Origin of the sequence: Azonexus sp. R2A61, assembly GCF_021401135.1 — a bacterium.
GTDB lineage: Bacteria > Pseudomonadota > Gammaproteobacteria > Burkholderiales > Rhodocyclaceae > Azonexus.
This window is the reverse complement of sequence record NZ_JACBFO010000006.1, coordinates 34,006-60,555: the sequence shown is the minus strand read 5'-3', so window position 1 is coordinate 60,555 and position 26,550 is coordinate 34,006. Positions and strand designations below refer to the sequence as shown.

General features: G+C 65.2%; 28 protein-coding genes and 1 tRNA gene. 11 read left to right on the top strand and 18 right to left on the bottom strand.

All coding sequences use genetic code 11. From position 1 onward, the window contains the following. Nucleotide 1 precedes the first annotated feature (1 nt). The 4 genes from L0962_RS16825 to L0962_RS16810 are packed head-to-tail and all read right to left on the bottom strand — an operon-like array spanning nucleotide 2 to nucleotide 2,627. Nucleotides 2–433: a nuclear transport factor 2 family protein gene (locus L0962_RS16825; RefSeq protein WP_234087635.1), complete on the bottom strand. Its 432-nt coding sequence runs from the start codon at nucleotides 431–433 to the stop codon at nucleotides 2–4. Further along, entirely contained in the window at nucleotides 424–1,443 is a 1,020-nt protein-coding gene (gene waaF / locus L0962_RS16820) for a lipopolysaccharide heptosyltransferase II (RefSeq protein ID WP_234087634.1), read from the bottom strand. Before waaF ends, L0962_RS16825 begins: the two co-directional genes overlap by 10 nt. A gap of 53 nt (nucleotides 1,444–1,496) precedes the next feature. Further along, nucleotides 1,497–1,685, bottom strand: coding sequence for a zinc-finger domain-containing protein (locus L0962_RS16815; RefSeq protein ID WP_234087633.1), 189 nt, complete (start codon nucleotides 1,683–1,685; stop codon nucleotides 1,497–1,499). A gap of 21 nt (nucleotides 1,686–1,706) precedes the next feature. Then, nucleotides 1,707–2,627: a branched-chain amino acid transaminase gene (locus L0962_RS16810; protein ID WP_234087632.1), complete on the bottom strand. Its 921-nt coding sequence runs from the start codon at nucleotides 2,625–2,627 to the stop codon at nucleotides 1,707–1,709. 80 nt (nucleotides 2,628–2,707) lie between these two features. On the opposite strand from L0962_RS16810, the gene L0962_RS16805 reads away from it, so the two are divergent. The 3 genes from L0962_RS16805 to mnmA are packed head-to-tail and all read left to right on the top strand — an operon-like array spanning nucleotide 2,708 to nucleotide 4,813. Next, a complete protein-coding gene (locus L0962_RS16805) occupies nucleotides 2,708–3,163 on the top strand; it encodes an NUDIX hydrolase (protein WP_234087631.1) in 456 nt (151 codons plus the stop codon). Continuing rightward, the gene (locus tag L0962_RS16800; protein WP_234087630.1) at nucleotides 3,163–3,723 is read left to right on the top strand and encodes a hypothetical protein; all 561 of its coding nucleotides are present in this window, start codon (nucleotides 3,163–3,165) and stop codon (nucleotides 3,721–3,723) included. The genes L0962_RS16805 and L0962_RS16800 overlap by 1 nt, the downstream gene beginning before the upstream one ends. Next, complete coding sequence (mnmA, locus tag L0962_RS16795) at nucleotides 3,716–4,813, top strand: tRNA 2-thiouridine(34) synthase MnmA (RefSeq protein WP_234087629.1); 1,098 nt, start codon at nucleotides 3,716–3,718, stop codon at nucleotides 4,811–4,813. The genes L0962_RS16800 and mnmA overlap by 8 nt, the downstream gene beginning before the upstream one ends. A 12-nt stretch (nucleotides 4,814–4,825) precedes the next feature. Here mnmA and L0962_RS16790 read toward each other — a convergent pair whose 3' ends face one another. Further along, nucleotides 4,826–5,395 carry an HD-GYP domain-containing protein gene (locus L0962_RS16790; RefSeq protein WP_234087628.1) on the bottom strand — a complete coding sequence of 190 codons (570 nt, stop codon included), beginning with the start codon at nucleotides 5,393–5,395 and terminating at the stop codon, nucleotides 4,826–4,828. Between the two features lie 75 nt (nucleotides 5,396–5,470). Further along, a complete protein-coding gene (locus L0962_RS16785; RefSeq protein WP_234087627.1) occupies nucleotides 5,471–6,079 on the bottom strand; it encodes a glutathione S-transferase in 609 nt (202 codons plus the stop codon). 113 nt (nucleotides 6,080–6,192) lie between these two features. Here L0962_RS16785 and purB point away from each other — a divergent pair, with 113 nt between their 5' ends. The 5 genes from purB to L0962_RS16760 all read left to right on the top strand — a co-directional run bounded on the left by purB (nucleotide 6,193) and on the right by L0962_RS16760 (nucleotide 9,434). Further along, on the top strand, nucleotides 6,193–7,560 hold the full coding sequence (gene purB / locus L0962_RS16780; RefSeq protein WP_234087626.1) for an adenylosuccinate lyase: 1,368 nt from the start codon (nucleotides 6,193–6,195) through the stop codon (nucleotides 7,558–7,560). Then, complete coding sequence (locus L0962_RS16775; RefSeq protein WP_234087625.1) at nucleotides 7,560–7,754, top strand: hypothetical protein; 195 nt, start codon at nucleotides 7,560–7,562, stop codon at nucleotides 7,752–7,754. The genes purB and L0962_RS16775 overlap by 1 nt, the downstream gene beginning before the upstream one ends. A 2-nt stretch (nucleotides 7,755–7,756) precedes the next feature. Beyond that, the gene (locus L0962_RS16770; protein WP_234087624.1) at nucleotides 7,757–8,074 is read left to right on the top strand and encodes a DUF2322 family protein; all 318 of its coding nucleotides are present in this window, start codon (nucleotides 7,757–7,759) and stop codon (nucleotides 8,072–8,074) included. A gap of 130 nt (nucleotides 8,075–8,204) precedes the next feature. Next, a complete protein-coding gene (locus L0962_RS16765; protein WP_234087770.1) occupies nucleotides 8,205–8,657 on the top strand; it encodes a cytochrome c in 453 nt (150 codons plus the stop codon). An 81-nt stretch (nucleotides 8,658–8,738) separates the two neighbouring features. Further along, nucleotides 8,739–9,434 (top strand): cytochrome b/b6 domain-containing protein, encoded by a 696-nt coding sequence (locus L0962_RS16760; protein ID WP_234087623.1) that lies wholly within the window; start codon nucleotides 8,739–8,741, stop codon nucleotides 9,432–9,434. An 84-nt stretch (nucleotides 9,435–9,518) separates the two neighbouring features. Here L0962_RS16760 and secF read toward each other — a convergent pair whose 3' ends face one another. The 5 genes from secF to queA are packed head-to-tail and all read right to left on the bottom strand — an operon-like array spanning nucleotide 9,519 to nucleotide 14,924. Further along, nucleotides 9,519–10,466, bottom strand: coding sequence for a protein translocase subunit SecF (gene secF, locus L0962_RS16755; RefSeq protein WP_234087622.1), 948 nt, complete (start codon nucleotides 10,464–10,466; stop codon nucleotides 9,519–9,521). A 12-nt stretch (nucleotides 10,467–10,478) separates the two neighbouring features. Then, nucleotides 10,479–12,356: a protein translocase subunit SecD gene (gene secD, locus L0962_RS16750; RefSeq protein ID WP_234087621.1), complete on the bottom strand. Its 1,878-nt coding sequence runs from the start codon at nucleotides 12,354–12,356 to the stop codon at nucleotides 10,479–10,481. 49 nt (nucleotides 12,357–12,405) lie between these two features. Beyond that, entirely contained in the window at nucleotides 12,406–12,729 is a 324-nt protein-coding gene (yajC, locus tag L0962_RS16745; RefSeq protein WP_234087620.1) for a preprotein translocase subunit YajC, read from the bottom strand. Between the two features lie 43 nt (nucleotides 12,730–12,772). Further along, the gene (gene tgt / locus L0962_RS16740; RefSeq protein WP_234087619.1) at nucleotides 12,773–13,882 is read right to left on the bottom strand and encodes a tRNA guanosine(34) transglycosylase Tgt; all 1,110 of its coding nucleotides are present in this window, start codon (nucleotides 13,880–13,882) and stop codon (nucleotides 12,773–12,775) included. Next, a complete protein-coding gene (gene queA, locus L0962_RS16735; RefSeq protein ID WP_234087618.1) occupies nucleotides 13,872–14,924 on the bottom strand; it encodes a tRNA preQ1(34) S-adenosylmethionine ribosyltransferase-isomerase QueA in 1,053 nt (350 codons plus the stop codon). Before queA ends, tgt begins: the two co-directional genes overlap by 11 nt. A gap of 194 nt (nucleotides 14,925–15,118) precedes the next feature. Here queA and L0962_RS16730 point away from each other — a divergent pair, with 194 nt between their 5' ends. The 3 genes from L0962_RS16730 to L0962_RS16720 are packed head-to-tail and all read left to right on the top strand — an operon-like array spanning nucleotide 15,119 to nucleotide 17,423. Further along, nucleotides 15,119–15,664, top strand: a complete 546-nt coding sequence (locus tag L0962_RS16730) for a YfiR family protein (protein ID WP_234087617.1) — start codon at nucleotides 15,119–15,121, stop codon at nucleotides 15,662–15,664. Continuing rightward, on the top strand, nucleotides 15,661–16,935 hold the full coding sequence (locus tag L0962_RS16725; RefSeq protein WP_234087616.1) for a diguanylate cyclase: 1,275 nt from the start codon (nucleotides 15,661–15,663) through the stop codon (nucleotides 16,933–16,935). Before L0962_RS16730 ends, L0962_RS16725 begins: the two co-directional genes overlap by 4 nt. Continuing rightward, nucleotides 16,935–17,423 carry an OmpA family protein gene (locus tag L0962_RS16720; protein ID WP_234087615.1) on the top strand — a complete coding sequence of 163 codons (489 nt, stop codon included), beginning with the start codon at nucleotides 16,935–16,937 and terminating at the stop codon, nucleotides 17,421–17,423. The genes L0962_RS16725 and L0962_RS16720 overlap by 1 nt, the downstream gene beginning before the upstream one ends. A gap of 42 nt (nucleotides 17,424–17,465) precedes the next feature. Here L0962_RS16720 and L0962_RS16715 read toward each other — a convergent pair. From L0962_RS16715 to L0962_RS16685, 7 genes are all read right to left on the bottom strand, one after another. After that, nucleotides 17,466–17,550 (bottom strand) — tRNA-Leu (locus L0962_RS16715). Nucleotides 17,551–17,575: 25 nt separating this feature from the next. Then, nucleotides 17,576–17,977, bottom strand: a complete 402-nt coding sequence (locus L0962_RS16710; protein ID WP_234087614.1) for a Rap1a/Tai family immunity protein — start codon at nucleotides 17,975–17,977, stop codon at nucleotides 17,576–17,578. After that, nucleotides 17,974–18,738 carry a uroporphyrinogen-III C-methyltransferase gene (gene cobA, locus L0962_RS16705; RefSeq protein WP_234087613.1) on the bottom strand — a complete coding sequence of 255 codons (765 nt, stop codon included), beginning with the start codon at nucleotides 18,736–18,738 and terminating at the stop codon, nucleotides 17,974–17,976. Before cobA ends, L0962_RS16710 begins: the two co-directional genes overlap by 4 nt. Then, complete coding sequence (cphA, locus tag L0962_RS16700; protein ID WP_234087612.1) at nucleotides 18,735–21,329, bottom strand: cyanophycin synthetase; 2,595 nt, start codon at nucleotides 21,327–21,329, stop codon at nucleotides 18,735–18,737. Before cphA (L0962_RS16700) ends, cobA begins: the two co-directional genes overlap by 4 nt. 18 nt (nucleotides 21,330–21,347) lie before the next feature. Next, entirely contained in the window at nucleotides 21,348–23,591 is a 2,244-nt protein-coding gene (gene cphA, locus L0962_RS16695; RefSeq protein ID WP_234087611.1) for a cyanophycin synthetase, read from the bottom strand. A gap of 96 nt (nucleotides 23,592–23,687) precedes the next feature. After that, nucleotides 23,688–24,158, bottom strand: a complete 471-nt coding sequence (locus L0962_RS16690) for a DUF1854 domain-containing protein (RefSeq protein WP_234087610.1) — start codon at nucleotides 24,156–24,158, stop codon at nucleotides 23,688–23,690. A 6-nt stretch (nucleotides 24,159–24,164) separates the two neighbouring features. Next, nucleotides 24,165–26,456 (bottom strand): ABC transporter ATP-binding protein, encoded by a 2,292-nt coding sequence (locus L0962_RS16685; protein WP_234087609.1) that lies wholly within the window; start codon nucleotides 26,454–26,456, stop codon nucleotides 24,165–24,167. Nucleotides 26,457–26,550: the final 94 nt, after the last annotated feature.

Genomic DNA, 26,550 nt, shown 5'->3' with positions numbered 1-26,550 from the left:
GTCAGTGCAGGGTGTGCGGAATCGCTTCGTCCATCGCGTGCTGGCCGTCGTCGGCGGCCGATGCATGGCGGCAGACCAGCCGCCAGCCGTGCGGGCCGCGCATGTACACGTGGGTGACGTACAACGGGCCGTGCGGGCTCGGGTCGTCGCCGACGAACAGGATTTCGGTCAGGTGGTGGACGGCCATGATGCTGCCCTGCCAGTGGCCGACCAATTCCGGCTCCACGCGCAGCCTGGCGCTGGCGAAGATGGCTTGCCAGCTCTCGCGGATCGGTGAGGTGCCGCTCAGTCGGACGCCGGTCGGATGCACGCAGACGGTTTCCTCGTCTTCGCACCACAGCGGCATCAGCAGGTCGGCATCGCCGTGGGAGAGGGCGTCGTAGAAGGCTCGTTCGACGTCTTCCGGGGTCGCGAGATTGAGCGTCAGGGGCATGGTGGCATCCATTGCCGGCAGGCGGCGAGTACGCTGGCCGGCGTCAGTTGGTTCAGACAATCGAGATGGCCCAGCGGGCACTCGCGCTTGAAGCACGGGCTGCAGTCGAGTTGCAGGCTGAGGATGCTGGCCCGCTCGGACAGCGGCGGCGTGAAGCCGGGCGACGACGAGCCGTAAAGCGCGACGATCGGCCGGTCGACCGCAGCCGCGACGTGCATCAGCCCGGAATCGTTGCAGACCACGAGATCGGCCAGTGCCAGCAGGTCGACCGCCTGGTCGAGGCGCGTGCTGCCGCACAGGTTGGTGCAGCAACCGGGCGCCAGACGGGCGATTTCCTCTGCGACGGCATGATCCTTCGGCGAGCCGAACAGCCAGATGGCGCAGCCTTCGCCGGCCAGGCGGCGGGCCAGTTCGGCAAAGTGGGTGGCCGGCCAGCGTTTGGCCGGGCCGTATTCGGCGCCGGGGCAGAAGGCGACGATCCGCGCGGGCGGCGTCATGCCGAGTTCGTCCAGGGTTTTTTGCCGGGTTGCCGCGGTCGACCGCAGGATCGGGTGGGAAACCGGGCGGAGCAGGGGCTCGCCCGGTGTCTGCGCCAGTTGCGCGAAGCGCTCGACCATCAACGGCAGCGCGTTTTCATCCAGATGGTGACGGACGTTGAGCAGGCCGTAGCGGGCCTCTCCCTTGAAGCCGATGCGCGTCGGAATGCCGGCCAGAAAGGGAATCAGCGCCGATTTCAGCGAATTGGGCAGGACCCAGACCGCCTCGTAACCGCGCATCGTCAGCGTGCGGGCCAGGCGCCAGCGGGCGGCCAGCTGCAACTGGCCGTGGCCGAAGGGATTGTCGATGACCTCGCCGATCTCGTCCATGCGCTGCAGCACCGGGGCGACCCAGCGCGGTGCCAGCGCGTCGAGGCGCAGTCCGGGGTATCTGGCGTGCAGTCGTGCGAACAGCGGCTGCGCCATGATGGTGTCGCCGATCCACGAGGGCGCGACGATCAGGGCTTTTTTCATGGGGAAGAGGCGGACCCTGCGGTCCGCCGCCAGTCAGGCCGGCCGGTGCCGGGTCAGTGATGGCCCTTGGGCGCTTCGCCCTTGAACACGTACTTGGTGCTGCAGTACGGACAGACGACTTCGCCGGTCTTCAGCACGTCGAGGAAGACGCGCGGGTGCTGGCTCCACAGCGGCGCGTTCGGCGTCGGGCAGTGCAGCGGCAGGTCGTCGGCGGTGATTTCGACGGTTGGCTGGTCGGACATCTTGATCTCCCTGTGGGTGGTTCAGACGTGGGCCAGCCAGTCGGCGTGTGCCGCCGAGCGACCGTAGACCACGTCGAAATACTTTTCCTGCAGCGCCTTGGTGATCGGGCCGCGGTGGCCGGGGCCGATCTGCCGGTTGTCGAGTTCGCGGATCGGCGTCACTTCGGCGGCGGTGCCGGTGAAGAAGGCTTCGTCGGCGCAATAGACTTCGTCGCGGGTGATGCGCTTCTCGACGACCTTGATGCCGAGTTCGCCGGCCAGTTGCATGACGGTGGCGCGGGTGATGCCTTCCAGGCAGGCGGTCAGGTCCGGCGTGAACAGCGTGCCGTTCTTGACGATGAACAGGTTTTCGCCGGCGCCTTCGCAGGCGTAGCCTTCCGGATCGAGCAGTAGCGCTTCGTCGTAGCCGTCGGCCGTCGCCTCGTTGTTGGCGAGGATGGAATTCATGTAGTTGCCGGAGGCCTTGGCGCGCACCATCGTGATGTTCACGTGGTGGCGGGTGTAGGACGAGGTCTTGATGCGGATGCCGCGCTGCATGCCGTCTTCGCCCAGGTAGGCGCCCCACGGCCAGGCGGCGATGATCACGTGCACCTTGGCGCCCTTCGGCGAGACGCCCATCTTTTCCGAGCCGTAGAAGGCCAGCGGACGCAGGTAGCCGGATTCGAGATTGTTGGCGCGGATGACTTCCTTCTGCGCTTCGTTCAGTTCTTCCTGCGAGTACGGCATCTGCATCTGGAAGATGTGCGCCGAACGGAACAGCCGCTGGGTGTGTTCCTTGAGCCGGAAGATCGCCGTGCCGGATTCGGTCTTGTAGGCACGAACGCCCTCGAATACGCCCATGCCGTAGTGCAGGGAATGGGTGAGGACGTGGGTGGTCGCTTCGCGCCAGGGCACGAGCTTGCCATCCTGCCAAATGAAACCGTCGCGATCCGACATGGACATGGTGGAAATCTCCGTGATGCTCTCGTGAAAGCTGGCAATTTTAGCCCAAATCACCGGGTAAAATACGGCTTTTGCGCAGGATGCAGCAGATGATCTGGAAGCCAAACGTTACTGTCGCCGCCGTCGTTCAGCGCGATGGCAAGTTCCTGCTGGTCGAGGAGGAAACCGACGCCGGGCTGGCCTTCAATCAGCCGGCCGGGCATCTGGAAGAGGGCGAGTCGCTGGTCGATGCGGTGGTCCGCGAGGCACTCGAGGAAACCGCCTACCATTTCAGGCCGACGCATCTGGTCGGCATCTACCAGTGGAAGCATCCGGTCAAGGCGTTGACCTACCTGCGTTTTGCGTTCGGCGGCGAACTGCGCGGCTACGAGGCCGGCCGGCCGCTCGACGACGGTATCGTCGGTGCCCGCTGGCTGACGCTCGACGAAGTGAAGGCGACGCAGGCGCGCCATCGCAGCCCGCTGATCCTGCGCTGTTGCGAAGATCTGCTGGCCGGCCGGCACTATCCGCTCGACTTGCTGGTGCATTACGACTGATGCTGCGGTCGACGGCCCTTTTCGGCCTTTTTCTGTGGTCGACCGTGGCGGTCGCCGATGAGACGGTCCTGGTCTGTCACGGCTACGGTTGCCTCGGGCAAAGCGAAATCCACTATTCGGAAGGTCAGCTCGGCGACGTGCGGCGTTTGCTGCGGGCTGCGGTCGACCCCGTCGATGAGCGAAAAAGGCTGGCCGAGGCGGTTGGGCTGCTGTATCGCTGGGCCGGCGAACAATCGGACGTACGCAACGACCGCGCCGGCAATTTCAACGACGGGCACGTGCCCGGCAAGATGGATTGCATCGACCATTCGACGTCGACCACGCGTTTGCTCGAGGTGCTGGCCGGCCGCGGCTATCTGCGCTGGCATCGGGTGCTGGCGCCCGAAGGCCGGTATTTTCTCGGCCTGTTCGTCAATCACTGGTCAGCGACGATCGAGGAAACCGGCGGGCCGCAGGCCGGCGCGCGTTTCGTCGTCGACAGCTGGTTCGTCAACAATGGAGAAGCAGCGGTGATCCTGCCGCTGGATGACTGGAAGAAAGGGGCTGGGCCCGATGTCTAAGGGAACCGTGGTGGTGGGATTGTCGGGCGGCGTCGATTCGTCGGTCGCGGCGTTGCTGTTGAAGCGCCAGGGCTGGAAGGTGATCGGCCTGTTCATGAAGAACTGGGAGGACGACGACAACGACGAGTATTGCTCGTCGCGCCAGGACCTGGTCGATGTGATGAGCGTCGCCGACGTCATCGGCATCGACGTCGAGGTGGTCAATTTCGCCGCCGAGTACCGCGAGCGGGTGTTTGCCGAGTTCCTGCGCGAGTACCAGGCCGGCCGCACGCCGAATCCGGACATCCTGTGCAACTCGGAAATCAAGTTCAAGGCCTTCCTCGACCACGCCATGCAGCTTGGTGCCGACAAGATCGCCACCGGCCACTACGCCGGCGTGCGCGAGTTCGACGGCAAGTTCCAGTTGCTCAAGGCCGAGGATGGGACCAAGGACCAGAGCTATTTCCTCTATCGCCTGAACCAGGCGCAGCTGTCGAAGACGCTGTTTCCGCTGGCCGACATCTACAAGCGCGAAGTGCGCAAGATCGCCGAAAGCGAGGGCCTGCACGTCGCTGCCAAGAAGGATTCGACCGGCATCTGTTTCATCGGTGAGCGGCCGTTCAAGGACTTCCTCAGCCGCTACCTGCCGCCGAAGCAGGGCGAAATCCGCCGCCTCGACGACGGCAAGGTGCTGGGCAGCCACGACGGCCTGATGTACCACACCATCGGCCAGCGCAAGGGGCTGCACATCGGCGGCCTGAAGGAGAAGGGCCAGCCCGGCGGCGGCGATCACGACGCCTGGTTCGTCGCCGGCAAGGACATGGAGAAGAACGTGCTCTACGTCGTCCAGGGCCACGACCATCCGGCGCTGCTGCGCGACGACCTGATTGCCGAACAGCTGAGCTGGGTGTCCGGGCAGGCACCACATACCAACTGGGTGTATACCGCCAAGCCGCGCTACCGGACCAGCGACCAGCCCTGCCATGTCGAGGCGGTCGACGGCGAAGCCTGCACGATCCGCTTCGCCGAGCCGCAGTGGGCGCTGACGCCCGGCCAGTCGGTGGTGCTTTACGAAAGCCGGGTTTGCCTCGGTGGCGGGGTGATCCGCTGAGCGTCGCCGCGCTCAGGCCGCACGCAGCGGCGAACGTTCGATGAGGTGACGGAAGGCGTGCAGCAGGTCCGGATCGAATTTCCGCGACTCGCTGTCCAGGATGCTGATGATGTCGCGATGGCTGCGGCCGCCATGGTAGGGGCGGCTGACCGCCATCGCGTCGTAGTTGTCGACCAGTGCGATGATCCGCGCGGCAAGCGGAATGTCTTCGCCGGCCAGTTGGTCGGGATAGCCGCTGCCGTCGAAGTTTTCGTGGTGATGGCGGACGATGCGACCGAGTTCGACCGCCTGTTCGTCGGCGATCGATAGCACGATCTGCTGGCCGATCGCCGGGTGAGCCTGCATTGCCGCCCGTTCATCCGGATCGAAGGGCGCCGCCTTGTGCAGGATGCGGTCCGGGATGCCGATCTTGCCGATATCGTGGCATTGGGCACCGAGTTTCAGCATGTCCAGCTCGCGCTGGCTCAGCTCGAGGTGGATGCCGAGTTCCTGCGACAGCTCGACGACGCGGTCGCAATGCTGGCGGGTGCCGCGATCGCGGGCGCACAGGGCGCTGCTCAGGGAACGGGTGATGTCGTGCATGGGAAGGATTCCGGCCGGTGTCGACCGGGTGGACAGCGCCGGGCCCCGATTGGTTCGCCCGGCGTGTGCGGCGGTTCAGTCGTGCGGCACGCTTTCGGCGAACGACGGACGTGCCATCAGCTTGTCGTAGAGCTTGGCCAGGTTCGGATGGCTTTCCTGCCAGTGGATGTCCGGAAAACGGAAACACAGGTAACCGAGCGCAGCGCCGACGGCAATGTCGGCCAGCGAGAAATGAGTGCCCATGCAGAAGGGCTTTTCCGCCAGCTGGCGCGCCATGAACCCGAGCGCGCGCTCGACCTTGTCGTGCTGGCGAGCGATCCAGGTGGCGCTTTGTTCCTTCTTCGGTCGCTTGGATTCCAGCAACGCGCTGACGGCGGCGTCGAGCAGGCCGTCGGCCAGGGCTTCCCAGCGCTTGACTTCGGTCCGCTCGCGGTTGGGGGCCGGGAAAAGCTTGTTGTTCGGCGTTACGTTGTCGATGTGCTCGACGATCACCCGCGAATCGAACAACGGCGTTTCGTCGTCCAGCACCAGAACGGGAATCTTGCCGAGCGGATTGAAATCCGGCACGCCGGTTTCGTCCTGCCAGGGCGAGTCGATCACCAGTTCGTAGTCCATCTTCTTTTCGGCCAGCACGATGCGGACCTTGCGGACGAACGGGCTGGTATGGGAGCCGATCAGCTTCATCGCATGCTCTTGGATTGGGGAAAGCGGATTATAGCGTATCGCCGGGCGAGGTATGGCGCGTCGATGCCGCCGACAGGGTAAAATGTCGGGCTCGACTGACAAGGAAGTTTTTTATGGAATTCAATCCGTTGACCGCACTGTCCCCGCTCGATGGCCGTTATGCCGGCAAGGTCGATGCGCTGCGCGAACATTTCTCCGAATTCGGCCTGATCCGCGCCCGCCTCAAAGTCGAGATCGAGTGGCTGAAAGCCCTGTCGGCTGAACCGCATTTTGCGGAAATTGCCGCTTTTTCCCCGTCGACCGTGGCAGAGCTCGACGCCCTCGTCGCCAGCTTCGGTCCGGCCCAGGCGGCCGAGGTCAAGGCCATCGAGGCGACCACCAACCACGACGTCAAGGCGCTCGAATACTGGATCAAGGACAAGACCAAGGGCAACGCCGAAGTGGTCAAGGTCAGCGAGTTCATCCACTTCGCCTGCACCTCGGAAGACATCAACAACCTGTCGCACGCGCTGATGTGCCAGGGTGCCCGCGAACAGGCCATGCTGCCGACGCTCGACAAGGTCATCGCCAAGCTGGTCGAGCTGGCCCACGCCTACGCCGACATCCCGATGATGAGCCGTACGCACGGCCAGCCGGCGACGCCGTCGACGATGGGCAAGGAAATGGCCAACGTCGCCTACCGTCTGCAGCGCGCCCGCGCCCGCATCGCCCAGGTCGAACTGCTCGGCAAGATCAACGGCGCGGTCGGCAACTACAACGCCCACCTGGCCGCCTATCCGGGCTATGACTGGGAAGGCTTCGCCAAGCGCTTCGTCGAGTCGCTTGGCCTGACTTTCAATCCCTACACCATCCAGATCGAGCCGCACGATGCGCTGGCCGAGCTGTTCGACGCCTTCGCCCGTGCCAACAGCATTCTGGTCGACCTCGACCGCGACGTCTGGGGCTACATCTCGCTGGGCTTCTTCAAGCAGAAGGTCAAGGCTGGCGAAATCGGTTCCTCGACCATGCCGCACAAGGTCAATCCGATCGACTTCGAGAATTCCGAAGGCAACCTCGGCCTGGCCAACGCCATGCTCAAGTTCCTTGCCGAGAAGCTGCCGGTCTCGCGCTGGCAGCGCGACCTGACCGACTCGACGGTGCTCCGCAACATGGGCGTCGGCCTCGGCTACACGCTGCTCGGCTACGACTCGCTGCTGAAGGGCCTGGGCAAGCTGGAAATCAACGCCGACCTGATGAAGGCCGACCTCGACGCCAACTGGGAACTGCTCGCCGAGCCGATCCAGACGGTGATGCGCCGCTACGCCGTGGCCAACGCCTACGAAAAGCTCAAGGAGCTGACCCGCGGCACCCGCGTCTCGCGTGAAGGCATGCAGGCCTTCGTCTCGACGCTGGACATCCCGGAAGCCGCCAAGGCCGAGCTGCTCAAGCTGACGCCCTGGGATTACACCGGCAAGGCCGCCGAACTGGCCAAGCGCATCTGATGTCGTCGCAGGCGCTCAATGCCGCCCTCAAGGGCGGTGCGCTGGGCCTGGCATTCGGGCTGCTGGTGCTGACCGGCGCGTTGCTGGCCGGCGATGCCGGATCCCTGCCGGTGCCGCTGTTGCTGCTGCCGCTGGCCAGCTTTGCCGGCGGCGTGGGCTTCGGCCTGTTCCTGAACAAACGCAAGACTCATTGATCATGTCATTTGCTGAAAACCTGAAGAAACTTCCCGGCATTTCCCACCTTGCCGCCATCAACCTGCTCGACGCCGACGGCAATATCGTTGCGTCGATCGAGAACAAGGCCGGCAGCCAGGGTTCGCTCGCCGTGTATAACCACCTTGCCCAGACCTATGGTTCGATCAATGTCGAGGCGGCGAAGAAGGGCCTGGAAATCTTTGCCGAGCATACCGAGGACGAGCGCGCCAACCCCGGCAAGCATCCGAACATCGCTCGCCTGCTGCAGATCGAAGCCGGCTCGCCGGCCTTGCGCGTCAAGCATCTGTTCGCGGTCTGAAGTCCGGCCTTTTTACAATTGCTTTCGATATCGCCGCGCATCCTGTGCGGCGGGTGTCATATTAGCGGGCTATAATTTTCGTGCTCGTCCCGCTCGGATGGAGCGTTTTGCCAATACAACGGAGAACATGATGAAAAGCAAGCTGACTCTCGCACTGGTCGCCGCCACCCTGGCCGCTTCCGCGCAGGCCCAGGTCAAGGTCGAAGACGCCATCAAGTGGCGTCAGGCGAACTACGCCACGATGGGCTGGAATATGGGCCGCATCAAAGCCAGCCTCGACGGTGCCTATAACAAGGACGAAGTGATCCAGGCGGCCAACGTGATCCAGGCGATCGCCAATTCCGGCATGGGCAAGCTCTATGTGCCGGGCAGCGACAAGGGCAGTGGTTTCCATGAAACCAAGGTCAAGCCGGAACTGTTCACCGAGGGCGCCAAGGTCGGCAAGATCGCCGGCGATTTCAACGCGGCCGCCAACGATCTGGCCAAGGTTGCCGCCACCGGCGACGCCGCGGCAGTCAAGGCCGCGTTCGGCAAGCTGGGCGGCACCTGCAAGTCCTGTCACGACGATTTCCGCAACAAGTGAGCGGAATCAGGCGCAGTGCTTGAGCCGGGGCGCCGCTAGGCGCCCTTTTTGTTTCAAACAACCATAACAACGAGGTCTAGGATGAACAGTCAACGCATCTATCTCTGGGACTTGCCGACGCGTCTTTTTCACTGGTTGCTGGCCTTGTCCATCGTGGCGGCAGTGATCACCGGGCAGGTCGGCGGCAACTGGATCGAATGGCATGCCAAGCTCGGCCTGCTGATCGTCGGTCTGCTCGTCTTTCGCGTGGTCTGGGGCTTTATCGGCTCGACCTATGCGCGTTTTGGCGAGTTCTTCCCGACGCCGGCCAAGATTTCGACCTACCTGAAAGGGGCCTGGCGGCGTCCCGGGCACAATCCGTTGGGCGCGCTATCGGTGTTCGGTCTGCTGGCGGTTTGTGCGCTGCAGGTGACGAGCGGTCTGTTTGCCAATGACGACATCGCCTTCAACGGCCCCTTGCTTGATCTGGTCGGCAAGGCGGTCAGCGACCGCCTGACCGGCTTCCATCATCTGCTGGTCAATCTGCTGATCCTGCTGGTGGCGTTGCATCTGGCGGCCATCGTGTTCTATGCCCATGTCCGCAAGGACAACCTGGTCAAGCCGATGGTTGTCGGCTGGAAGGAAACCGAAGGGCCGGCGGAGTCGGCGAAAGGCGGCGGTTTTGTTGCGCTGCTGGTCGCGCTGATACTTGCCGCAGCAGCGGTCTATGGCGCCAGCGGGGCCTGGATGCCGGCCCCGCCGCCGCCGGCCCCTGCCGCGACGACACCGTCCTGGTGAAATCCGGGCGGCGGTGAAACGCCGGCCGGAAAAACAAAAAAGCCACCGGATCCGGTGGCTTTTTCATGTCGACCGCAGGACGCCTCAGACGCAGGCGCCATCGTCGGTGACGCCTTCGGCGACCGCCTTTTTCGGCTTGACGAACTGTTCGCGCGAAACGCCCAGCCACATCACCAGCGGGCTGGCGACCAGCACCGACGAGTAGATGCCGAAGCAGATGCCGATGGTCAGCGCCAGCGAGAAGTAGTACAGCGTTTCGCCGCCGAAGATCAGCATCGACAGGACCATGATCTGCGTCGAACCGTGGGTGATGATGGTCCGGCTGATCGTGCTGGTGATCGCGTGGTCGAGGACTTGCGGCGTGTTCAGGCCGCGCACCTTCTTGAAGGTTTCGCGGACGCGGTCGAAGACCACCACCGATTCGTTCACCGAGTAGCCGAGCACGGCCAGCACCGCCGCCAGCACCGACAGCGAGAACTCCCACTGGAAGGCGGCGAAGAAGCCGAGGATGATGATCACGTCGTGCAGGTTGGCTATGATCGCCGAGACCGAGAAGCGCCATTCGAAGCGGAAAGCCAGGTAGACGACGATGCCGATGATCACCAGTAGCAGCGCCAGCGCGCCGTTCTCGGCCAGTTCGCGGCCGACCTGCGGGCCGACGAATTCGACGCGCTTGAGATCGGCGCCCGGCGCCTCGGCCGTCAGCGCCTGCATGACCGCCTCGCCCTGTTGCGCGCTGTCCTGGGCGCCGCGCAGCGGCAGGCGGATCAGCACGTCCTGCGACGAACCGAAGTTCTGCACCGCGTAGTCGGAGAAGCCGCTCTTGCCGAGCGCGCCGCGGATCTTCTCGAGATCGGCGGCCTGTTCGTACTTGACCTCGATCAGCGTGCCGCCGGTGAATTCCACCGACAGGTGCAGGCCCTTGGTGACCAGGAAGAAGACGGCGAGCAGGAAGGTGATGAAGGAGATGATGTTGAACTTCAGCGCATGGCGCATGAAGGGGATGTCGTTCTTGATGCGGAAGAATTCCATGACCGTTTTTCCTCAGTTCTTGCGGTCGACCGCAACATTGCCCGGTTTCCAGATGGCGCCGATCGACACCTTGGCGAGCTTCTTCTGGCGACCGTAGATCAGGTTGACCAGCGAACGCGAGATCAGCACCGCCGAGAAGATCGAGGTCATGATGCCCAGGCAGTGCACCACGGCAAAGCCGCGCACCGGGCCGGAGCCGAAGATGAGCAGGGCCAGGCCGGCGATCAGCGTGGTGATGTTGGAGTCCAGGATGGTGCCGAAGGCGCGTTCGTAGCCTTCGGCGATGGCGGCCTGCGGCGGCATGCCGGCGCGCAGTTCCTCGCGGATGCGTTCGTTGATCAGCACGTTGGCGTCGATCGCCATGCCCAGCGTCAGCGCGATGGCGGCGATGCCGGGCAGCGTCAGCGTGGCCTGCAGCAAGGACAGCAGCGCGACCAGCAGCAGCAGGTTGGAAGCCAGCGCGACGACCGAGATGAAACCGAACATCTGGTAGTAGAGGATCATGAATACGGCGATCGCCACGAAGCCCCACAGCGTCGAGTGGAAGCCGCGCTTGATGTTCTCGGCGCCGAGCGTCGGGCCGATCGTGCGTTCCTCGACGATGTCCATCGGCGCCGCCAGCGAACCGGCGCGCAGCAGCAGCGCGACGTCGTTGGCCTCGCTGGTCGTCATGCGGCCGGAAATCTGCACGCGGCCGCCGCCGATCTCGGTACGGATGACCGGCGCGGTGACCACTTCGCCCTTGCCCTTCTCGATCAGCAGGATGGCCATCCGCTTGCCGACGTTGTCGCGCGTGATGTCCTTGAAGATGCGCGCACCGGCCGAATCCAGCGTCAGGTGCACGGCCGGTTCGTGGTTCTGGCCGTCGAAGCCCGGCTGGGCGTCGGTCAGCCGGTCGCCGGTCAGTACGACCTGCTTCTTGACCAGCAGCGGCGAGCCGCCGCGTTCAACGTAGGCTTCGGTGCCGAACGGCGGGTTGCCGGCCAGTGCGGCGTCGAGCGCGCCCGGCGTGTCGTCGACCATGCGGATTTCCAGGGTCGCGGTACGGCCGAGGATGTCCTTGGCCTTGGCGGTGTCCTGTACGCCGGGCAACTGGACGACGATGCGGTCGGCGCCCTGCTGCTGGATCACCGGCTCGGCGACGCCGAGTTCGTTGATCCGGTTGTGCAGCGTGTTGATGTTCTGCTTGATGGCGAATTCGCCGATCTTCTTCAGCGCTTCCGGCTTCAGCGTGGCGATCAGGCGCAGGTCATCGCCGGCGCCGGCTTCGGCGACGAGCAGGTCGGGCGCGTTGTTCGACAGTTGCAGGCGGGCGCCGTCGCGGGTCTCGGCATCGCGGAACTTGATGACGATGCGGTCGCCGTCGCGGTTGATGCCGCCGTGCCGCAGGTTCTTGTCGCGCAGCAGGCTGCGCAGGTCGGCAGCAGTCGAGTCCAGGCGTTTTTCAAGCGCGCCCTTCATGTCGACCTGCAGCAGGAAGTGCACGCCACCGCGCAGGTCCAGGCCGAGATACATCGGCAGCGCGTGCATGGCGGTCAACCAGCGCGGCGAGGCGGAAAGCAGGTTCAACGCGACGACGTACTGGGCGTCGGCGGGGTCCGGGTTGAAGGCGCGCTCGATGGCGTCCTTGGCCTTCAACTGGGTGTCGGTATCCTTGAAGCGTACCTTGACGCCGACATTGTCCAGCTGGATGCCGTCATGGGCGATGCCGGCGGTGCGCAGGATGTCTTCGACACGCGACTGGGTGGCGGTGTCGACCTTGAGCGTGACCTTGGCGCTGGAAACCTGGACGGCCGGCGATTCGCCGAAGAAATTGGGCAGGGTGAAGACGAAGCCGAAGATCAACGCCAGGGCGACGACGACGTACTTCCAGAGAGGGTATCGGTTCATGGCAGCTTTGAAGCGAAAAAGGCGGCCGCAGCCGCCTTTCGGGATCGGATTACAGCGATTTCAGCGTGCCCTTGGGCAGCACGATGGCGACGGCGGGCTTCTGGACCACGACTTCGGTGCCTTCGGCGATCTCGACCTTGACGTAACTGTCGTCGACCTTGGTGACCTTGCCGACCAGGCCGCCGCCGGTGACGACTTCGTCGCCCTTCTGCAGTGCGGCGAGCAGCGCCTTGTGTTCCTTGGCCTTCTTCATTTGCGGGCGGATCATCAGGAACCACAGCACGACGAACATCAGGATCATCGGCAGCAGTTGCATGAAACCCCCCGTCGGGTCGGCTGCGCCAGCGGTCTGGGCATGGGCAAGACTGATCATTCGGTTGTCTCCGGATAAGAAATTTGCAGAACGGGCGATTCTATCATTGGCCGGAAGATCGGTCGTGCGCGAAGGCGACTGACCATGCTTCCAGTTTTCCCGATTCGATGGCGGCGCGCATCTCGGCCATGATCGTCTGGTAGAAATGCAGGTTGTGGATGGTGTTGAGCATGCCGCCGAGAATCTCGCCGCAGCGGAACAGGTGGTGCAGGTAGGCGCGGCTGAAATTCCGGCAGGTATAGCAGGTGCAGGACGAATCGAGCGGGCCGGTGTCGGTCTTGTGCCGGGCGTTCTTGATCTTGATGTCGCCGAAGCGGGTGAACAGGTGGCCGTTGCGCGCGTTGCGCGTCGGCATCACGCAGTCGAACATGTCGATGCCGTTCTTGACGCCGTTGACCAGGTCTTCCGGCGTGCCGACGCCCATCAGGTAGCGCGGCTTGTGCGTCGGCAGGCGCGGTGCGACGTGGGCCAGCACGCGCTGCATGTCTTCCTTGGGCTCGCCGACCGACAGGCCGCCGATCGCCATGCCGTGGAAACCGATGTCGTCGAGGCCGGCCAGCGACTCGTCGCGCAGGTCCTCGTACATCCCGCCCTGGACGATGCCGAACAGCGCGTTGGGATTTTCCAGGCGGTCGAATTCGTCGCGTGAGCGTCTGGCCCAGCGCATGCTCAAGCGCATCGACTTCGCCGCCTCGTCGCGCGTCGCCGGGTAGGGCGTGCATTCGTCGAAGATCATCGCGATGTCCGAGTTGAGTACCTTCTGGATCTGCATCGAGATTTCCGGCGACAGGAACAGCTTGGCGCCATCGATCGGCGAACTGAACTTGACGCCTTCCTCGGTAATCTTGCGCAGCGCACCGAGCGAAAACACCTGAAAGCCGCCGGAGTCGGTCAGGATCGGCTTCTGCCACTGCATGAAGTCGTGCAGGCCCTGATGCGCGTCGATGACGTCCAGCCCCGGCCGCAGCCACAGGTGGAAGGTGTTGCCCAGGCAGATCTGCGCGCCGATGTCGGCGAGCGCGGCCGGCGTCATCGCCTTGACCGTGCCGTAGGTGCCGACCGGCATGAACACCGGCGTCTGGACGACGCCGTGGTTGAGCGTCAGCGTGCCACGGCGGGCGCCACCGTCGGTTTTCAGGAGTTCAAACTGCATGGTCGTTTCTTTCGAGCAGCATCGCGTCGCCGTAGCTGAAAAAACGATAGCGTTCGGCGACGGCATGGGCGTAGGCGGCGCGGATTGCGTCGTAGCCGGCAAAGGCCGAGACGAGCATGAGCAGCGTCGATTTCGGTAGGTGGAAGTTGGTGATCAGCCGGTCGACGACCTGGAAGCGGTAGCCGGGGGTGATGAAGATGTCGGTTTCGGCGGCGCCGGTGCGTACCGTGCCGTCGGCGTTGCCGGCCGATTCCAGGGCGCGCAGGCTGGTCGTGCCGACGGCGATGACGCGGCCGCCGGCAGCGCGGGTGGCGGCAATGGCGGCGGCGGTTTCCGGGGGCACGACAAAGCGCTCGCTGTGCATGCGGTGATCGGCAATCCTGTCCACGCGCACCGGCTGATAGGTGCCGGCGCCGACGTGCAGGGTCAGGAAGGCGGTGGCGATGCCCTGCGCGCGCAGCGTGGCCAGCATCGTGTCGTCGAAATGCAGGCCGGCGGTCGGGGCGGCGACGGCGCCGGGTTCGCGGGCATAGACCGTCTGGTAACGGCTTTCGTCGGCGGCGTCGGCCGGGTGTTCGATATAGGGCGGTAGCGGCAGTCGACCGTGGCTCTCGGCCATTTCCCACCAATTGGCGCGGTCGACCGTACGCAGCGCGAAAAATTCGCCGGCGGCGCCGGCCCGGCCGGTCACCTCGACTTCGAAGGCGTCGGCCAGGCGCAGCCGGCTGCCGGGTTTCGGCGACTTGCTGGCGCGTACTTGGGCGACGGCGTTTTCCGCGTCGACGATGCGTTCGAGCAGGACTTCGACCTGTCCGCCGGTTTCCTTGCTGCCGAAGAAGCGCGCCTTGATCACGCGCGTGTCGTTGAAGACCAGCAGGTCGCCGGCCGACAGCAGCGCGGGCAGGTCGGCAAATTTGCGGTCGACCGGTCGTTGACCGCACAAATGCAGCAGCCGGCTACCGCCGCGTTCGGCGGCGGGGTGCTGGGCGATCAGGTCCGGGGGGAGCGGGAAATCGAAATCGTCGACGGTGAGCGACGTCATGGCGGAAATGGCTCGAAGGGCGGAGGCCGGAAAACGGCGAAGGGCGGAATGATACGGGCTGGAAGCAAGGAAAATCAATTGCTTGCTGTTGTAATTGCCCACCCCGCTGCCAGACGTTATGATCAGCTCATCAAAGTATCTGCAAACGTGCTGTCGCTACGCTGGCGACCGCCTTCCTGCCTGATCGGGTTTCCGTGCGCCGTTTTCTCGCTCCCTTCCTGTCCCTCCTGTTTGCCGGCCTGGCCATTGCCGGCGTTCTGCGCACGGAGTCGTCGGACGCTGCGGCTCCCGAGCCCGCGGCGCAGGTGTCCCGGATGGTGTCCGGCATCATCGGCTACGCGCGCTGGCCGCAGACGCCGGAAAGCTATCGTTTCTGCGTTGCCGGCAAGCCGGTCTATCTGAGCGGGAATGCCGGCGAACTGGCGGCTGCGCTCGATGTGCCGCTGACCTTGCAGAGCGTCGGCGGCGGCGATGCCGGTGCGCTGTCCGGTTGTGACGTGCTCTATCTGGCCGGGCTGAGCGCTGCCCAGCGTGCCGCCTTGCTGGCGGCGGCTATCGGGCGGCCGGTGCTGACCCTGGTCGAAAATGACCCGCTGTGCGCCGATCCCGCCATGTTCTGCCTGAGCGTGAAAGCCGGCGAGGTTGGCCTGCTGGTCAACGTCGATGCAATCTCGCGCAGCGCCGTGCGCGTCAATCCCAAGGTCCTGCAACTGGTTCGCCGCCGGCAGGAGGCTCAGTGAGTACGGCGAAGGCATCGCCGGACCGACTGCCGACGCTGGCCGACGTGCTGCACGTGACCAACATGCGGCTGGCGTTGATCGCCGTACTGCTGGTTGGCGCGTCGTTGTTCGTGCTCGGCCTGATCGCCCTGCGTTTCTACATGCTCGACAACCTGGCGCTTTCCGCCCGTTCGGTCGCTTATGCAGTCGAAGCGCCGGTGGTGTTCGGCGATCGCGATGCGGCGTTCGAGGCGTTGGAGCAGATGACCCAAAGCCGGCCGGTGTCGGTGGCTTACGTCACCGACCGGGATGGCTCGGAAGTCGCCCGCTGGCAGGCCCCCGTGCCGCGCGGCTGGGGATTCCTGGAAAGCCTGCTGGCCCGGGCCTTTCTGCCCGACCCGGCGGTCGAGGCGATCCGTCACAATGGCCGGGATGTCGGCATGGTCAAACTGTTCGGCTCGGGCCGGGATCTGGCCATGTTCCTGTTGATCGCCGGCGTTTGCGGTGCGTTGTCGTTGCTGTTGTGCGGCAGCGTCGCGGTCCGACTGTCGCGACGGGCCAGCCGCGACATTGCGGCGCCCCTGCAGAATCTGGCGACAGTGGCGGCCGGTGCGCGCCGCGAGCGGCGCTTCGAGCGGCGGGTCGCGCCGGCGGCGATCGCCGAGCTGCGCGATCTGGGAGACGATTTCAACGCCCTGCTGGCGGAACTCGAACGCTGGCAGGAGCAGATGCGCAGTCACCATGAAGTGCTTGCCTACCGTGCCAGCCATGACCCGCTGACCGGCCTGGCCAATCGCGCCGGTTTCGAGGATCGCCTGGGCAAGGTGCTGGCGGCGGCGAACCGGGACGGAGGGCATGCCGCGCTGTTCTTCATCGATGCCGATCGATTCAAGTCGATCAACGACGAGTTGGGGCACGAGGTCGGCGATGTGGTGTTGTGCGCCATCGCCCGGCGTCTGCGCGCCCGTGTGCGCGAGAGCGATCTGGTGGCGCGCCTGGGGGGCGACGAATTCGCCGTGCTGCTGTCGCCGCTGAGCGATCTGTCGCAGGCCGCGCGCATCGCGGGCGGCATGCTGGAGAGCATGGTCGAACCGATCGAGTTGCCGTCCGGGCGGATGCTCAATGTGTCGCTCAGCATCGGCATCGCCTTTTACCCCGATCGTGCGGTCGACGCCGCCGGTTTGCTGAAAAAGGCCGACGAAGCCATGTATGAGTCGAAGCGGGCGGGCCGCGGCGTGTATTCGGTCGCGCCGCCGCCGCGCGGCACGATCAGAGGAAAGGAGTCTTCCTGATGCGCAAGTTGTCGATGGGGTTGTTCATGTTCTGCGGCGTGTTGCTGCTGGGGTGTCAGAGTGCGCCGGAAACCCGGCGTGGCCTGAGCGAGGCGCAGATTGCCGCGCTCAAGCAGCAAGGCTTTGTCGAATCCGACGAGGGTTGGGAGTTCAGCGCTTCCGAGAAACTGCTGTTCGGTTCCAACGAATCCGTCCTGACACCGGAAGCCCGGCTGGCGGTCGGCAAGATCAGCGCTTTGCTGACCAAGCTGGAAATTCCCAGCGTTCGGGTCGATGGTCACACCGATGCCACGGGCAGCGTCGCACACAACGAGCAGTTGTCGCTGAAACGGGCGCAGGCTGTTGCCGATGTCCTGATTGCCAGCGGCTTGCCGGCGGTCGGGGTCAAAGTGCGCGGCGTCGGCAGTCGAGCGCCGGTGGCCAGCAATCAGAGCGTCGAAGGACGGATGCAGAACCGCCGTGTCGTGCTGGTGATTCCTGGCGGCTGAAAACGGAAAAGCCTGCATTGCGCAGGCTTTTCTTCACATCCTTGGTGCCCCGGGCCAGACTCGAACTGGCACGCCGTTAAGCGGCGGATTTTGAATCCGCTGCGTCTACCGATTCCGCCACCGGGGCGCGTGGAGGCCGGATTATCCCCGAATCACTTCTTCGATTCAAGTGAATCCGGACAAGGGAAGGCTTTGGCCAGTGCGCCGGCCACCAGCGTGGCGGTAGTTGCGGTGGTACTCGGTGGCACGCGCTCGACATGGATCACCACCGCGCGGACCAGTCGCATCGACAGATCGTCGTCATTGGGCAGGCAGAAAGCGTTGATCTTCATGCCGATTTTGCCGGCCAGGTAGTCACTGACGGCGTAACCGTCGGCAAAGCCGGCGACATAGGAAATACAGCGGCCGCTGCGCATTGCAAAGATCGGATCGCTGTTCTTCTCGCCGCCGTACATCCGTTCGGCCTGGCGGCAGTCCTCCAGCAATTCCTGGGCGGTATAGGCGTGGGCGCTGCCGGCAAGCAGGGCGCTGCACAGTATCAGGAGTTTGATCATCGGTTTTCGAACCAGGAAAGTTTTTCGTGCAGGCCGACCACGCTGCCGACCACGATCAGTGCCGGCGGCTTGATGCCGGACTCGGCGATCCGTTGCGGCAATTCACCCAGCGACGACAGCAGCGTCTGCTGATCGGCCAGTGTCCCCCGGCGGACAACGGCCGCCGGCGTCGATCGTGGCAAGCCATGGGCGATCATCTGGCGGCAGATTTCCGGTGCGCCGCCGATGCCCATGTAGAAAACGACGGTTTGGCCGGGACGCGCCAGAGCGGGCCAGTCCAGGTTGACCGAGTGATCCTTCAGGTGACCCGTGACGAATACGACTGACTGCGCATGATCGCGATGGGTCAGCGGAAAACCTGCGTAGGCGGCGCAGCCGGCGGCGGCAGTGACGCCGGGAACGACTTCGAAGGGAATGCCCGCGGCGTGCAGCGTTTCAAGCTCCTCGCCGCCCCGGCCGAAGATAAAGGGGTCGCCACCTTTCAGGCGGATGACGCGCATGCCCTGGCGGGCCAGATCGACCAGCAATGCGTTGATTTCTTCCTGCTTCAGCGTGTGTTTGGCCGCTTTTTTGCCGACGTATTCCAGCCTGGCCCGGGTGGGGAAAAGCTGGCGAACGCCTTCGCCGACCAAATGGTCGTAGACGATTGCCTGGGCCGATTCGATCAGCCGTGCGGCCTTGACGGTCAGCAACTCGGCGTCGCCGGGCCCGGCGCCGACCAGCCAGACCTTGCCGGTCGTTGCCGGGGCTGCGTCGTTCATGCGGTGCCGGCCTCGACGATGCGTCGCTGGAGGTGCGCCAGCGCTTCTTCCACCTGATCGATCAGGATCAGGCACAGGTCGCCTTTACCCAGTCGGGCGAGCGCAGTGTCGATGGCGACGAATTCGCCGGTGATTTCCTCGACATGACGCACGCGTGACGATTTGGCCAGGCCGGCGCGCAACAGTGCGATGACTTCGCCGTCGGCACGGCCGCGTTGGCAGGCGTCCTGGTAGAGGATGACTTCGTCGAAGGCTTCACCGAGGATCTCCGTCTGTTGCCGGATATCCTCGTCGCGGCGGTCGCCGGCCCCGCTGATGACCACCGAACGGGTGGCCGCCGGCATGTTCTCGACGGCCTTGACCAATGCCGTCATGGCGTCCGGGTTGTGGCCGTAATCGGCAATCAGCGTCGCACCTCGGTAATCGAAGACGTTGAATCGTCCGGGGGCGGTGGCGCTGTCGCTGACAAAGCCGGAAATGGCTTGCTCGATGCTCGTCCACTCGTAGCCGAGTGCCCAGGCGGTGGCGACAGCGGCCATCACGTTCTCGACCTGGAAGCCGATCGTGCCGTTGCGGGTCAGCGGAATGCCGGCCAGCGGAATGCGATGCTTCTTGCGGCCCTCGCTGCAGACGATCTCGTCCTTTTCGACGTAGAGCACGCGCTTGCCCTGGGCGCGGTGGGTGGACAACACCGGATTGTTCGCATCGAGCGCGAAGAAGGTGACGTTGCCCGGGCAGTGCCGTGCCATGGCGGCAACCACCGGATCGGCGGCATTGAGCACGGCGGTGCCGCTCGGCGCGACGTTCTCGACGATGACCCGCTTGATCACCGCCAGATCGTGCACGGTGGTGATGTAGTTGAGGCCGAGGTGATCACCCAGGCCGATGTTGGTGACCACGGCGACGTCGCACATGTCGAAGCCGAGGCCTTCGCGCAACAGACCGCCGCGTGCCGTTTCAAGTACGGCGGCATCGACATCCGGGTGTGCCAGCACGTTGCGTGCGCTGCGTGGGCCGGAGCAGTCGCCGTCGTCGATCCGCTGGTTCTGGACGTAGATGCCGTCGGTACTGGTCATGCCGACGCGCAAGCCGTTTTGTTCGAAGATGCGGCCGATCAGGCGGCTGGTTGTTGTCTTGCCGTTGGTACCGGTGACCGCGACGACCGGGATGCGGCCGTTGTCGGCTTTGCCGTCGGGGCCGTCCGGATACATCATGCCGATGATCGCCTCGCCGACCGGGCGGCCCTTGCCGAAGGACGGGGCAAGGTGCATGCGCAGGCCGGGCGCGGCATTCACTTCGACGATGCCGCCGCCCTGGTCTTCGAGCGGCTTGAGCATGGTGTCGCAGACCACATCGATGCCGGCGATGTCGAGCCCGACCGTCTGGGCGGCGGCAACGGCGGCAGCCGCCAGATCGGGATGGACGTCGTTGGTGACATCGGTGGCGGTACCGCCGGTCGACAGATTGGCGTTGTTGCGCAGGACGACGCGGACGCCGCGTTCAGGCACCGAGTCGGCGGTGTAGCCCTGTTCGGCGAGGCGGGCCAGCGCGATTTCATCGAAGCGGATCTTGGTCAGTGAGGTGGCGTGACCGTCCGAGCGGCGCGGATCGCTGTTGACGATGTCGACCAGTTCGCGGACGGTGTGCGTACCGTCGCCGACGACCAGCGGCGGATCGCGGCGAGCGGCGGCGATCAGCTTGTCGCCGATGACCAGCAGGCGCCAGTCGTGGCCCGGCAGGTACTTCTCGACCATGATGTCGTCGAAGAAACCGACGGCGACGCGGTAGGCGTGACGCACCTGTTCCTCGCTCGTCAGGTTGACCGAGATGCCCTTGCCCTGGTTGCCGTCCTGCGGCTTGACGACGACCGGCAGGCCGATTTCCTGGGCGGCGGCCCAGGCATCGTCCTCGTCTTCCACCGGACGGCCGATCGGTACGGCGACGCCGGCGGCGTGCAGCAACTGCTTGGTCAGTTCCTTGTCCTGCGCGATCGATTCGGCAATCGCGCTGGTGAAGCTGGTTTCGGCGGCCTGGATGCGCTTCTGCTTGCTGCCCCAGCCGAGCTGGACCAGGCTGCCCTGCGTCAGGCGGCGGAACGGGATGCCGCGAGCGACGGCGGCGGTGACGATGGCGCCGGTCGACGGGCCGAGGCGGATGTCTTCGTCGAGCTCACGCAGTTCCTTCAAGGTCGCCTCGAGGTCGAACGGCGTGTCGTTCAGCGCGGCCAGGCAGAGTTGCTCGGCGCGTTCGAACGCGAGCCGGCCGACTTCTTCCTCGGTGTATTCGACGACGACCTGGTAGACCCCCTTGTCGACCGTCTGTGCGGTGCGGCTGAAGGTCACCGGACAGCCGGCCTGCGCCTGCAGGCCGAGTGCGGCGAATTCGAGCGCATGGGCCATCGACACGGTGTCGAGATGGTCGGTCGGGATCAGTTCGCCGAGTTCGGGAAAACGGGCGCGCAGGCGCGGCTCGAAACCGGGCAGGTCGGCAATCGCGCATTCGGCACCGTCGCAGGTGACGATGGCCTGGATGGCGGTGTGGCGGCTCCAGAGGTTGGGGCCGCGCAGGGCTCGGATACGGGAAACGTCCATGAGCGGAAAATCCTGGGATCAGATTTGACTGGCCGAGGCGGCCGGTTTGCGGGCACGACGGGGCAGCAGTGCGAAGGGGTCGGCCAGTTCGAGGCCGTAGGTCTTCAGGCCGGTGACGATGACGTCCTGGGTCAGACCCAGCGCCCACCCGGCAGCGACCGCCGCCAGCACGTTGGCGATGGTCTCCGGCGATTTCTGCTTGCCGATGGCGGGAATATCGCCCAGTCGGCACAGGCGGATTTCGTCCTGTCCGGTGCCCAGGAAAATCCGGCTTTCGCTGATGTAGACCGCACGCTTGCCGGCATCCAGATGCGCATTGAGCACCGCCGATTCGGCGTCGCTGGAGAACAGCACGACTTCGCCGTCGCACAGCTCGGCAAAGTCGGCCACCTGCGCATCGTCGGCGTTGAGGACGGCGTAACCGGACTTGAGCACGACATCGACCTGGGTACGGTAGGTCGAGCGCCAGGTCGTGTAGTACTCGCCGCCGGTCGGGTGGATGTCCCAGCGCGACAGGTCTTCGACGTCGGGCAGCACGTTGGTGACGATGCCGACCTGGCAGCGGTCGTAGGCCAGCCCCTCGCCGAGGATGACCCGGCCGCCATTTTCGATGACGGCGGCGTCGACCGCACGATTGAGCAGCAGCCGGCGACCGCCGGCCCAGTTGGCGGCATCGCTCTTCTGTACCTGGCGGCGGCCGAGGAACAGGCCTTCGCTGCTGGCCAGGCCGACGCGTTTGCCGGACAGGTGCAGGAAATGGGCGACCAGCCGGGCGACCGGGGTCTTGCCGCGTGAGCCGGAAACGCCGACCACCGGAATGCGGCCGGTGTCCTTTTCGCCGAACAGATTGTCGACAATCGCCTGGCCGACCGGACGCGGCTTGCCGATGCCCGGTTTGATGTGCATCAGCAGGCTCGGGCCGGCGTTGACCTCGACGATGGCGCCGCCCTGGCCGGCCAGCGGCTGCGAGATGTCCTGGCAGACCAGATCGATACCGGCAATGTCGAGGCCGACGACGCGGGCGGCTAGCGCGGCGACGGCGGCAGTATCGGGATGGACCTCGTCGGTGCAGTCGAAGGCGTGGTTGGCGTTGCGCTGGATCAGCACCTCGCGGCCGGCGGCCGGCACGCTGTCGCCGGTCAGGCCCTGACGTTCGAGTTCCATGCGGGCCGCGGTGTCGATGCGGATGATCGACAGCGGGTGCAATTCGGTCTCGCCGCGTCGCGGATCGGTGTTGATCTGCGTGTCGATCAGTTGCTGCACCGTCGCCTGGCCATTGCCCTGCACGGTGATCAGGTCGCTGCGGTTGGCGGCGACCAGCTTGCCGCCGACGATCAGCAGGCGGTGTTCGATGCCCTGGATCGAGCGTTCGACGAGCACGCCGGAGCCTTCCTCGGCGGCGATCGGGTAGGCCTTGCGGACGGCTTCCGGCGTGACCAGATCGATGAACACGCCGCGGCCGTGATTGCCGTCGGTCGGCTTGACGACCACCGGGTAGCCGATGTCCTCGGCGGCGGCGACGGCATCGTCGGCATCGTCGACCTCGCGGCCTTCGGGGACCGGCACGCCGACCGAGGAGATCAGTTCCTTGGTCAGGTCCTTGTCGCGCGAGATGGTTTCGGCGATGGCGCTGGTGGCATCGGTTTCGGCGGTCCAGATGCGGCGCATCGCGGCGCCGTAGCCGAGCTGCACCAGGTTGCCGTCGTCGAGCAGGCGGATGTGCGGGATCTTGCGCGCTTCGGCGGCGTCGACGATGGCGGCGGTGGAGGGGCCGAGATACTTGCGGTCAACCTTGCGGCGCAGGGTTTTTATTGCCGCTTCGACATCGAAGGCTTCGTCGTGAATCGCTGCCAGCAGCAGTTCGCGGCCGAGTTGCAGCGCCAGCCGGGTGCATTCCTCGTGGAAGTTGCTGACCACCAGTTTGTACACGCCGCGTTTGGTCATCTCGCGGGTGCGGCCGAAGCCGTCGGGCAGGCCGGCGAGCGCCATCAGTTCGATGGTGATGTGCTCGAGGATGTGGCCGGCCCAGGTGCCTTCCTTGAGCCGGCGCAGGAAACCGCCGTGCTCGTCGTAGTTGCAGCGGTGCTCGACCAGGCTGGGCAGCCAGGCGGACAGCCGTTCGTACAGGCCGGGAATCTTGTTGGACGGGAAGTCTTCGAGTTCGCCGAGGTCGATCCAGGTTTCGATGACCGGCGGATAGGTCCAGATGCTGGGACCGCGCAGCGCGAAGCTGTCGAGAAATACGATGTCTTTTTTGCTCATTCGTGTGTCGCCGTGGAGGGGCTTTCGCGATTATTAACGCTTTCCGCCGGGCTTGGATGACCCGCGTCAAAAAAATTCACGGGCTGCTACGCGGCGTTACAGGAAACGGTCGAGCAGCTTGCGGCTTTGCCGGTCGAGCGCCGTCAGGTCGCGCACCAGGAACTGGATGCCGTGGCTGTCGGCGATCAGCAGCCGGGTGGCGCCGAGACGGCGGATGTCTTCCTCGCCCTTGAGGATCAGTTCGCAGGCGCCGCGGTCGGTGTCCACTGTCCAGGTACTCGGACAGGCGAAGCTGGAGACGGCGGCGATGCGGCGGATTTCCGGCACGAAGTCGCGGCTGGCCAGTTCGGCTTCGATCAGGCTGCGCATGGCGTCGGGCAGGTCGGCCAGGCGCGCGATCCAGACCAGTTCGCGGCCTTCGCTGCCGAGCAGGGAGATGCCTTCGCCCGGGGCGCCGATCGGAAAGGCGCAGACCGGGACGACGGCATCGTGCCGTTCGCCGTTTTCGTCGGTCAGGACGAGTCGACCGTAGGCGTCGCGTTCGAGTTGAAAGCTGGGTATCGGCATGGCGGCTCAGGGGTGGCTGGTTTTCGGCAGGTCGGGCGCGACCGGCTCGGGGGCTTCGTTATCGACGTTGCGGGCCTGCGCCATGTACAGCTTGTGGTAGTGGCCTTCGGCTGCCATCAGCTGGTCGTGGTTGCCGATCTCGACGATGCGGCCGCGATCCATCACCACCAGGCGGTCGGCCTTGCGCAGCGTGGAGAGGCGGTGGGCGATGGCGATCGTCGTGCGGCCCTTGACCAGATTGTCGAGCGCCTTCTGGATTTCCTTCTCGGTTTCGGTGTCGACCGCAGAAGTCGCCTCGTCGAGGATCAGGATGCGCGGGTCGATGAGCAGCGCGCGGGCGATCGAGATGCGCTGGCGCTCGCCACCGGACAGGCCCTGGCCGCGCTCGCCGACCAGCGAGTCGTAACCGTGCGGCAGGCGCAGGATGAATTCGTGGGCATGCGCGGCGCGGGCGGCGGCGACGATTTCCTCGCGCGTCGCGTCGGGCTTGCCGTAGGCGATGTTGTCGGCGATGGTGCCGAAGAACAGGAAGGGCTCCTGCAGCACCAGCCCGATGTGGCTGCGGAATTCGGCGACCGGCACCGAGCGCACGTCGACGCCGTCGATCAGCACCTGGCCTTCGGAAACGTCGTAGAAACGGCAGATCAGGTTGACCAGCGTCGATTTGCCGGAGCCGCTGTGCCCGACCAGACCGATCATCTCGCCCGGCTGGATGACCAGATCGACATCGCGGGTGACGGCCCGGGTGCCATAGCGGAAACCGGCCTGCTTGAGTTCGATGCGGCCGCTGACCTTGGCCAGATGCACCGGCTTGCTTGGTTCCGGCACGCTGGAAACATGGTCGAGGATGTCGAAGATGCGCTTGGTCGACGAGGCGGCGCGCTGGGTTGCCGAGACGATGCGGCTCATCGAATCGAGGCGAGTGTAGAAACGGCCGATGTAGGCGAGGAAGGCGGTCAGCGTGCCGACCGTCGAATCGCCGTGGGCGATCTGCCAGATGCCGAAGACCCAGACGACGAGCAGGCCGATTTCGGTGAGCAGCGTCACTGTCGGCGTGAACAGCGACCAGGTCTTGTTCAGCTTGTCGTTCATCGCCAGGTTGTGCTCGTTGGCGGCGCGGAAACGTTCGGCCTCGCGCTTTTCCTGGGCGAAGGCTTTGACCACGCGGATGCCGGGGATGGTGTCGGCGAGCACGTTGGTCACTTCGGCCCAGACGCGGTCGATCTTCTCGAAACCGGTGCGCAGCTTCTCGCGCACGAAGTGGATCATCCAGCCGATGATCGGCAAGGGCAGCAGCGTCACCAGCGCCAGCCACGGGTTGATGGTGAACAGGATGATCGCGGTCATGGCGATCATCAGCACGTCGGTGGCGAAGTTGAGCAGGTCGAGCGACAGGAAGATGTTGATGCGGTCGGTCTCGTTGCCGATGCGCGCCATCAGGTCGCCGGTGCGCTTGCCGCCGAAATACTCCAGAGACAGACCCAGCAGGTGGCGGTAGGTGGTGGTGCGCAGGTCGCGGCCCATCCGTTCCGACACCTTGGCCAGAATCCAGGTCCGCGCCCAGCCGAGCAGCCAGGCCAGCAAGGCGGCGCCGAGCAGGCCGCCGAGGTACAGGGCGACCAGGTCCCAGGCCAGCGGCTGGCCGTTCTGGAACGGGATCAGCACGTTGTCCATCAGCGGCATCGTCAGGTAGGGCGGCACCAGCGTTGCTGCGGTCGACGCCAGCGTCAGCAGAAAACCGGTGAGCAACTGCCAGCGGTAGGGGCGGGCGAAGCGCCACAGCCGGAACAGGGTCCAGGTCGACGGGGCGACCGTCGATTCGCGGTTGCAGACCGGGCATTCTTCTTCGCCGGGCGGGATCGGCGCCTTGCATTTCGGGCAGCAATCGTCGGTCGACCGCGTCAATGGATGGCCGGCGACCCGGCTGTCGCGTTGCAGGCCGAACTCGTCGATCAGGCGCAGCGCGGCGAGGTTGCGGCCCAGCGTGTAGCGCCAGACGGCAAGCCGGCGCCGGTCGTCGACCAGTTCCAGCGTGCCGACGCCGGCGTGATCGTGATGCTGCAACTGCAGTGCCGCGGCCAGCGGCCATTCGCGCACGGCCTGTCCGGCATCGAGCGCAAGCAGCCGGTCTTCGGTGAGCAGCAGCAGGCCGGGCGAGAACTGCAGGCGTTCGTCGAGATCGATTTCCAGCCAGGCCAGCACGGTTTCGGCAGGATGCAGCGCGCTGGCGGCGGGGGCGGACCAACGGTCCGGCAGGGTCGGCACGTTGCCGGCAAGGCTAGGCAGGGAGGAGGGCATCCGGAAAGTATAGCGGAGGGCGGTGGGCAACTAACGCGGCGGCGGCGCCCCGGTTGACCGCGCCTGCCGTAGAATCGCGCCTTTCATCCGGTTC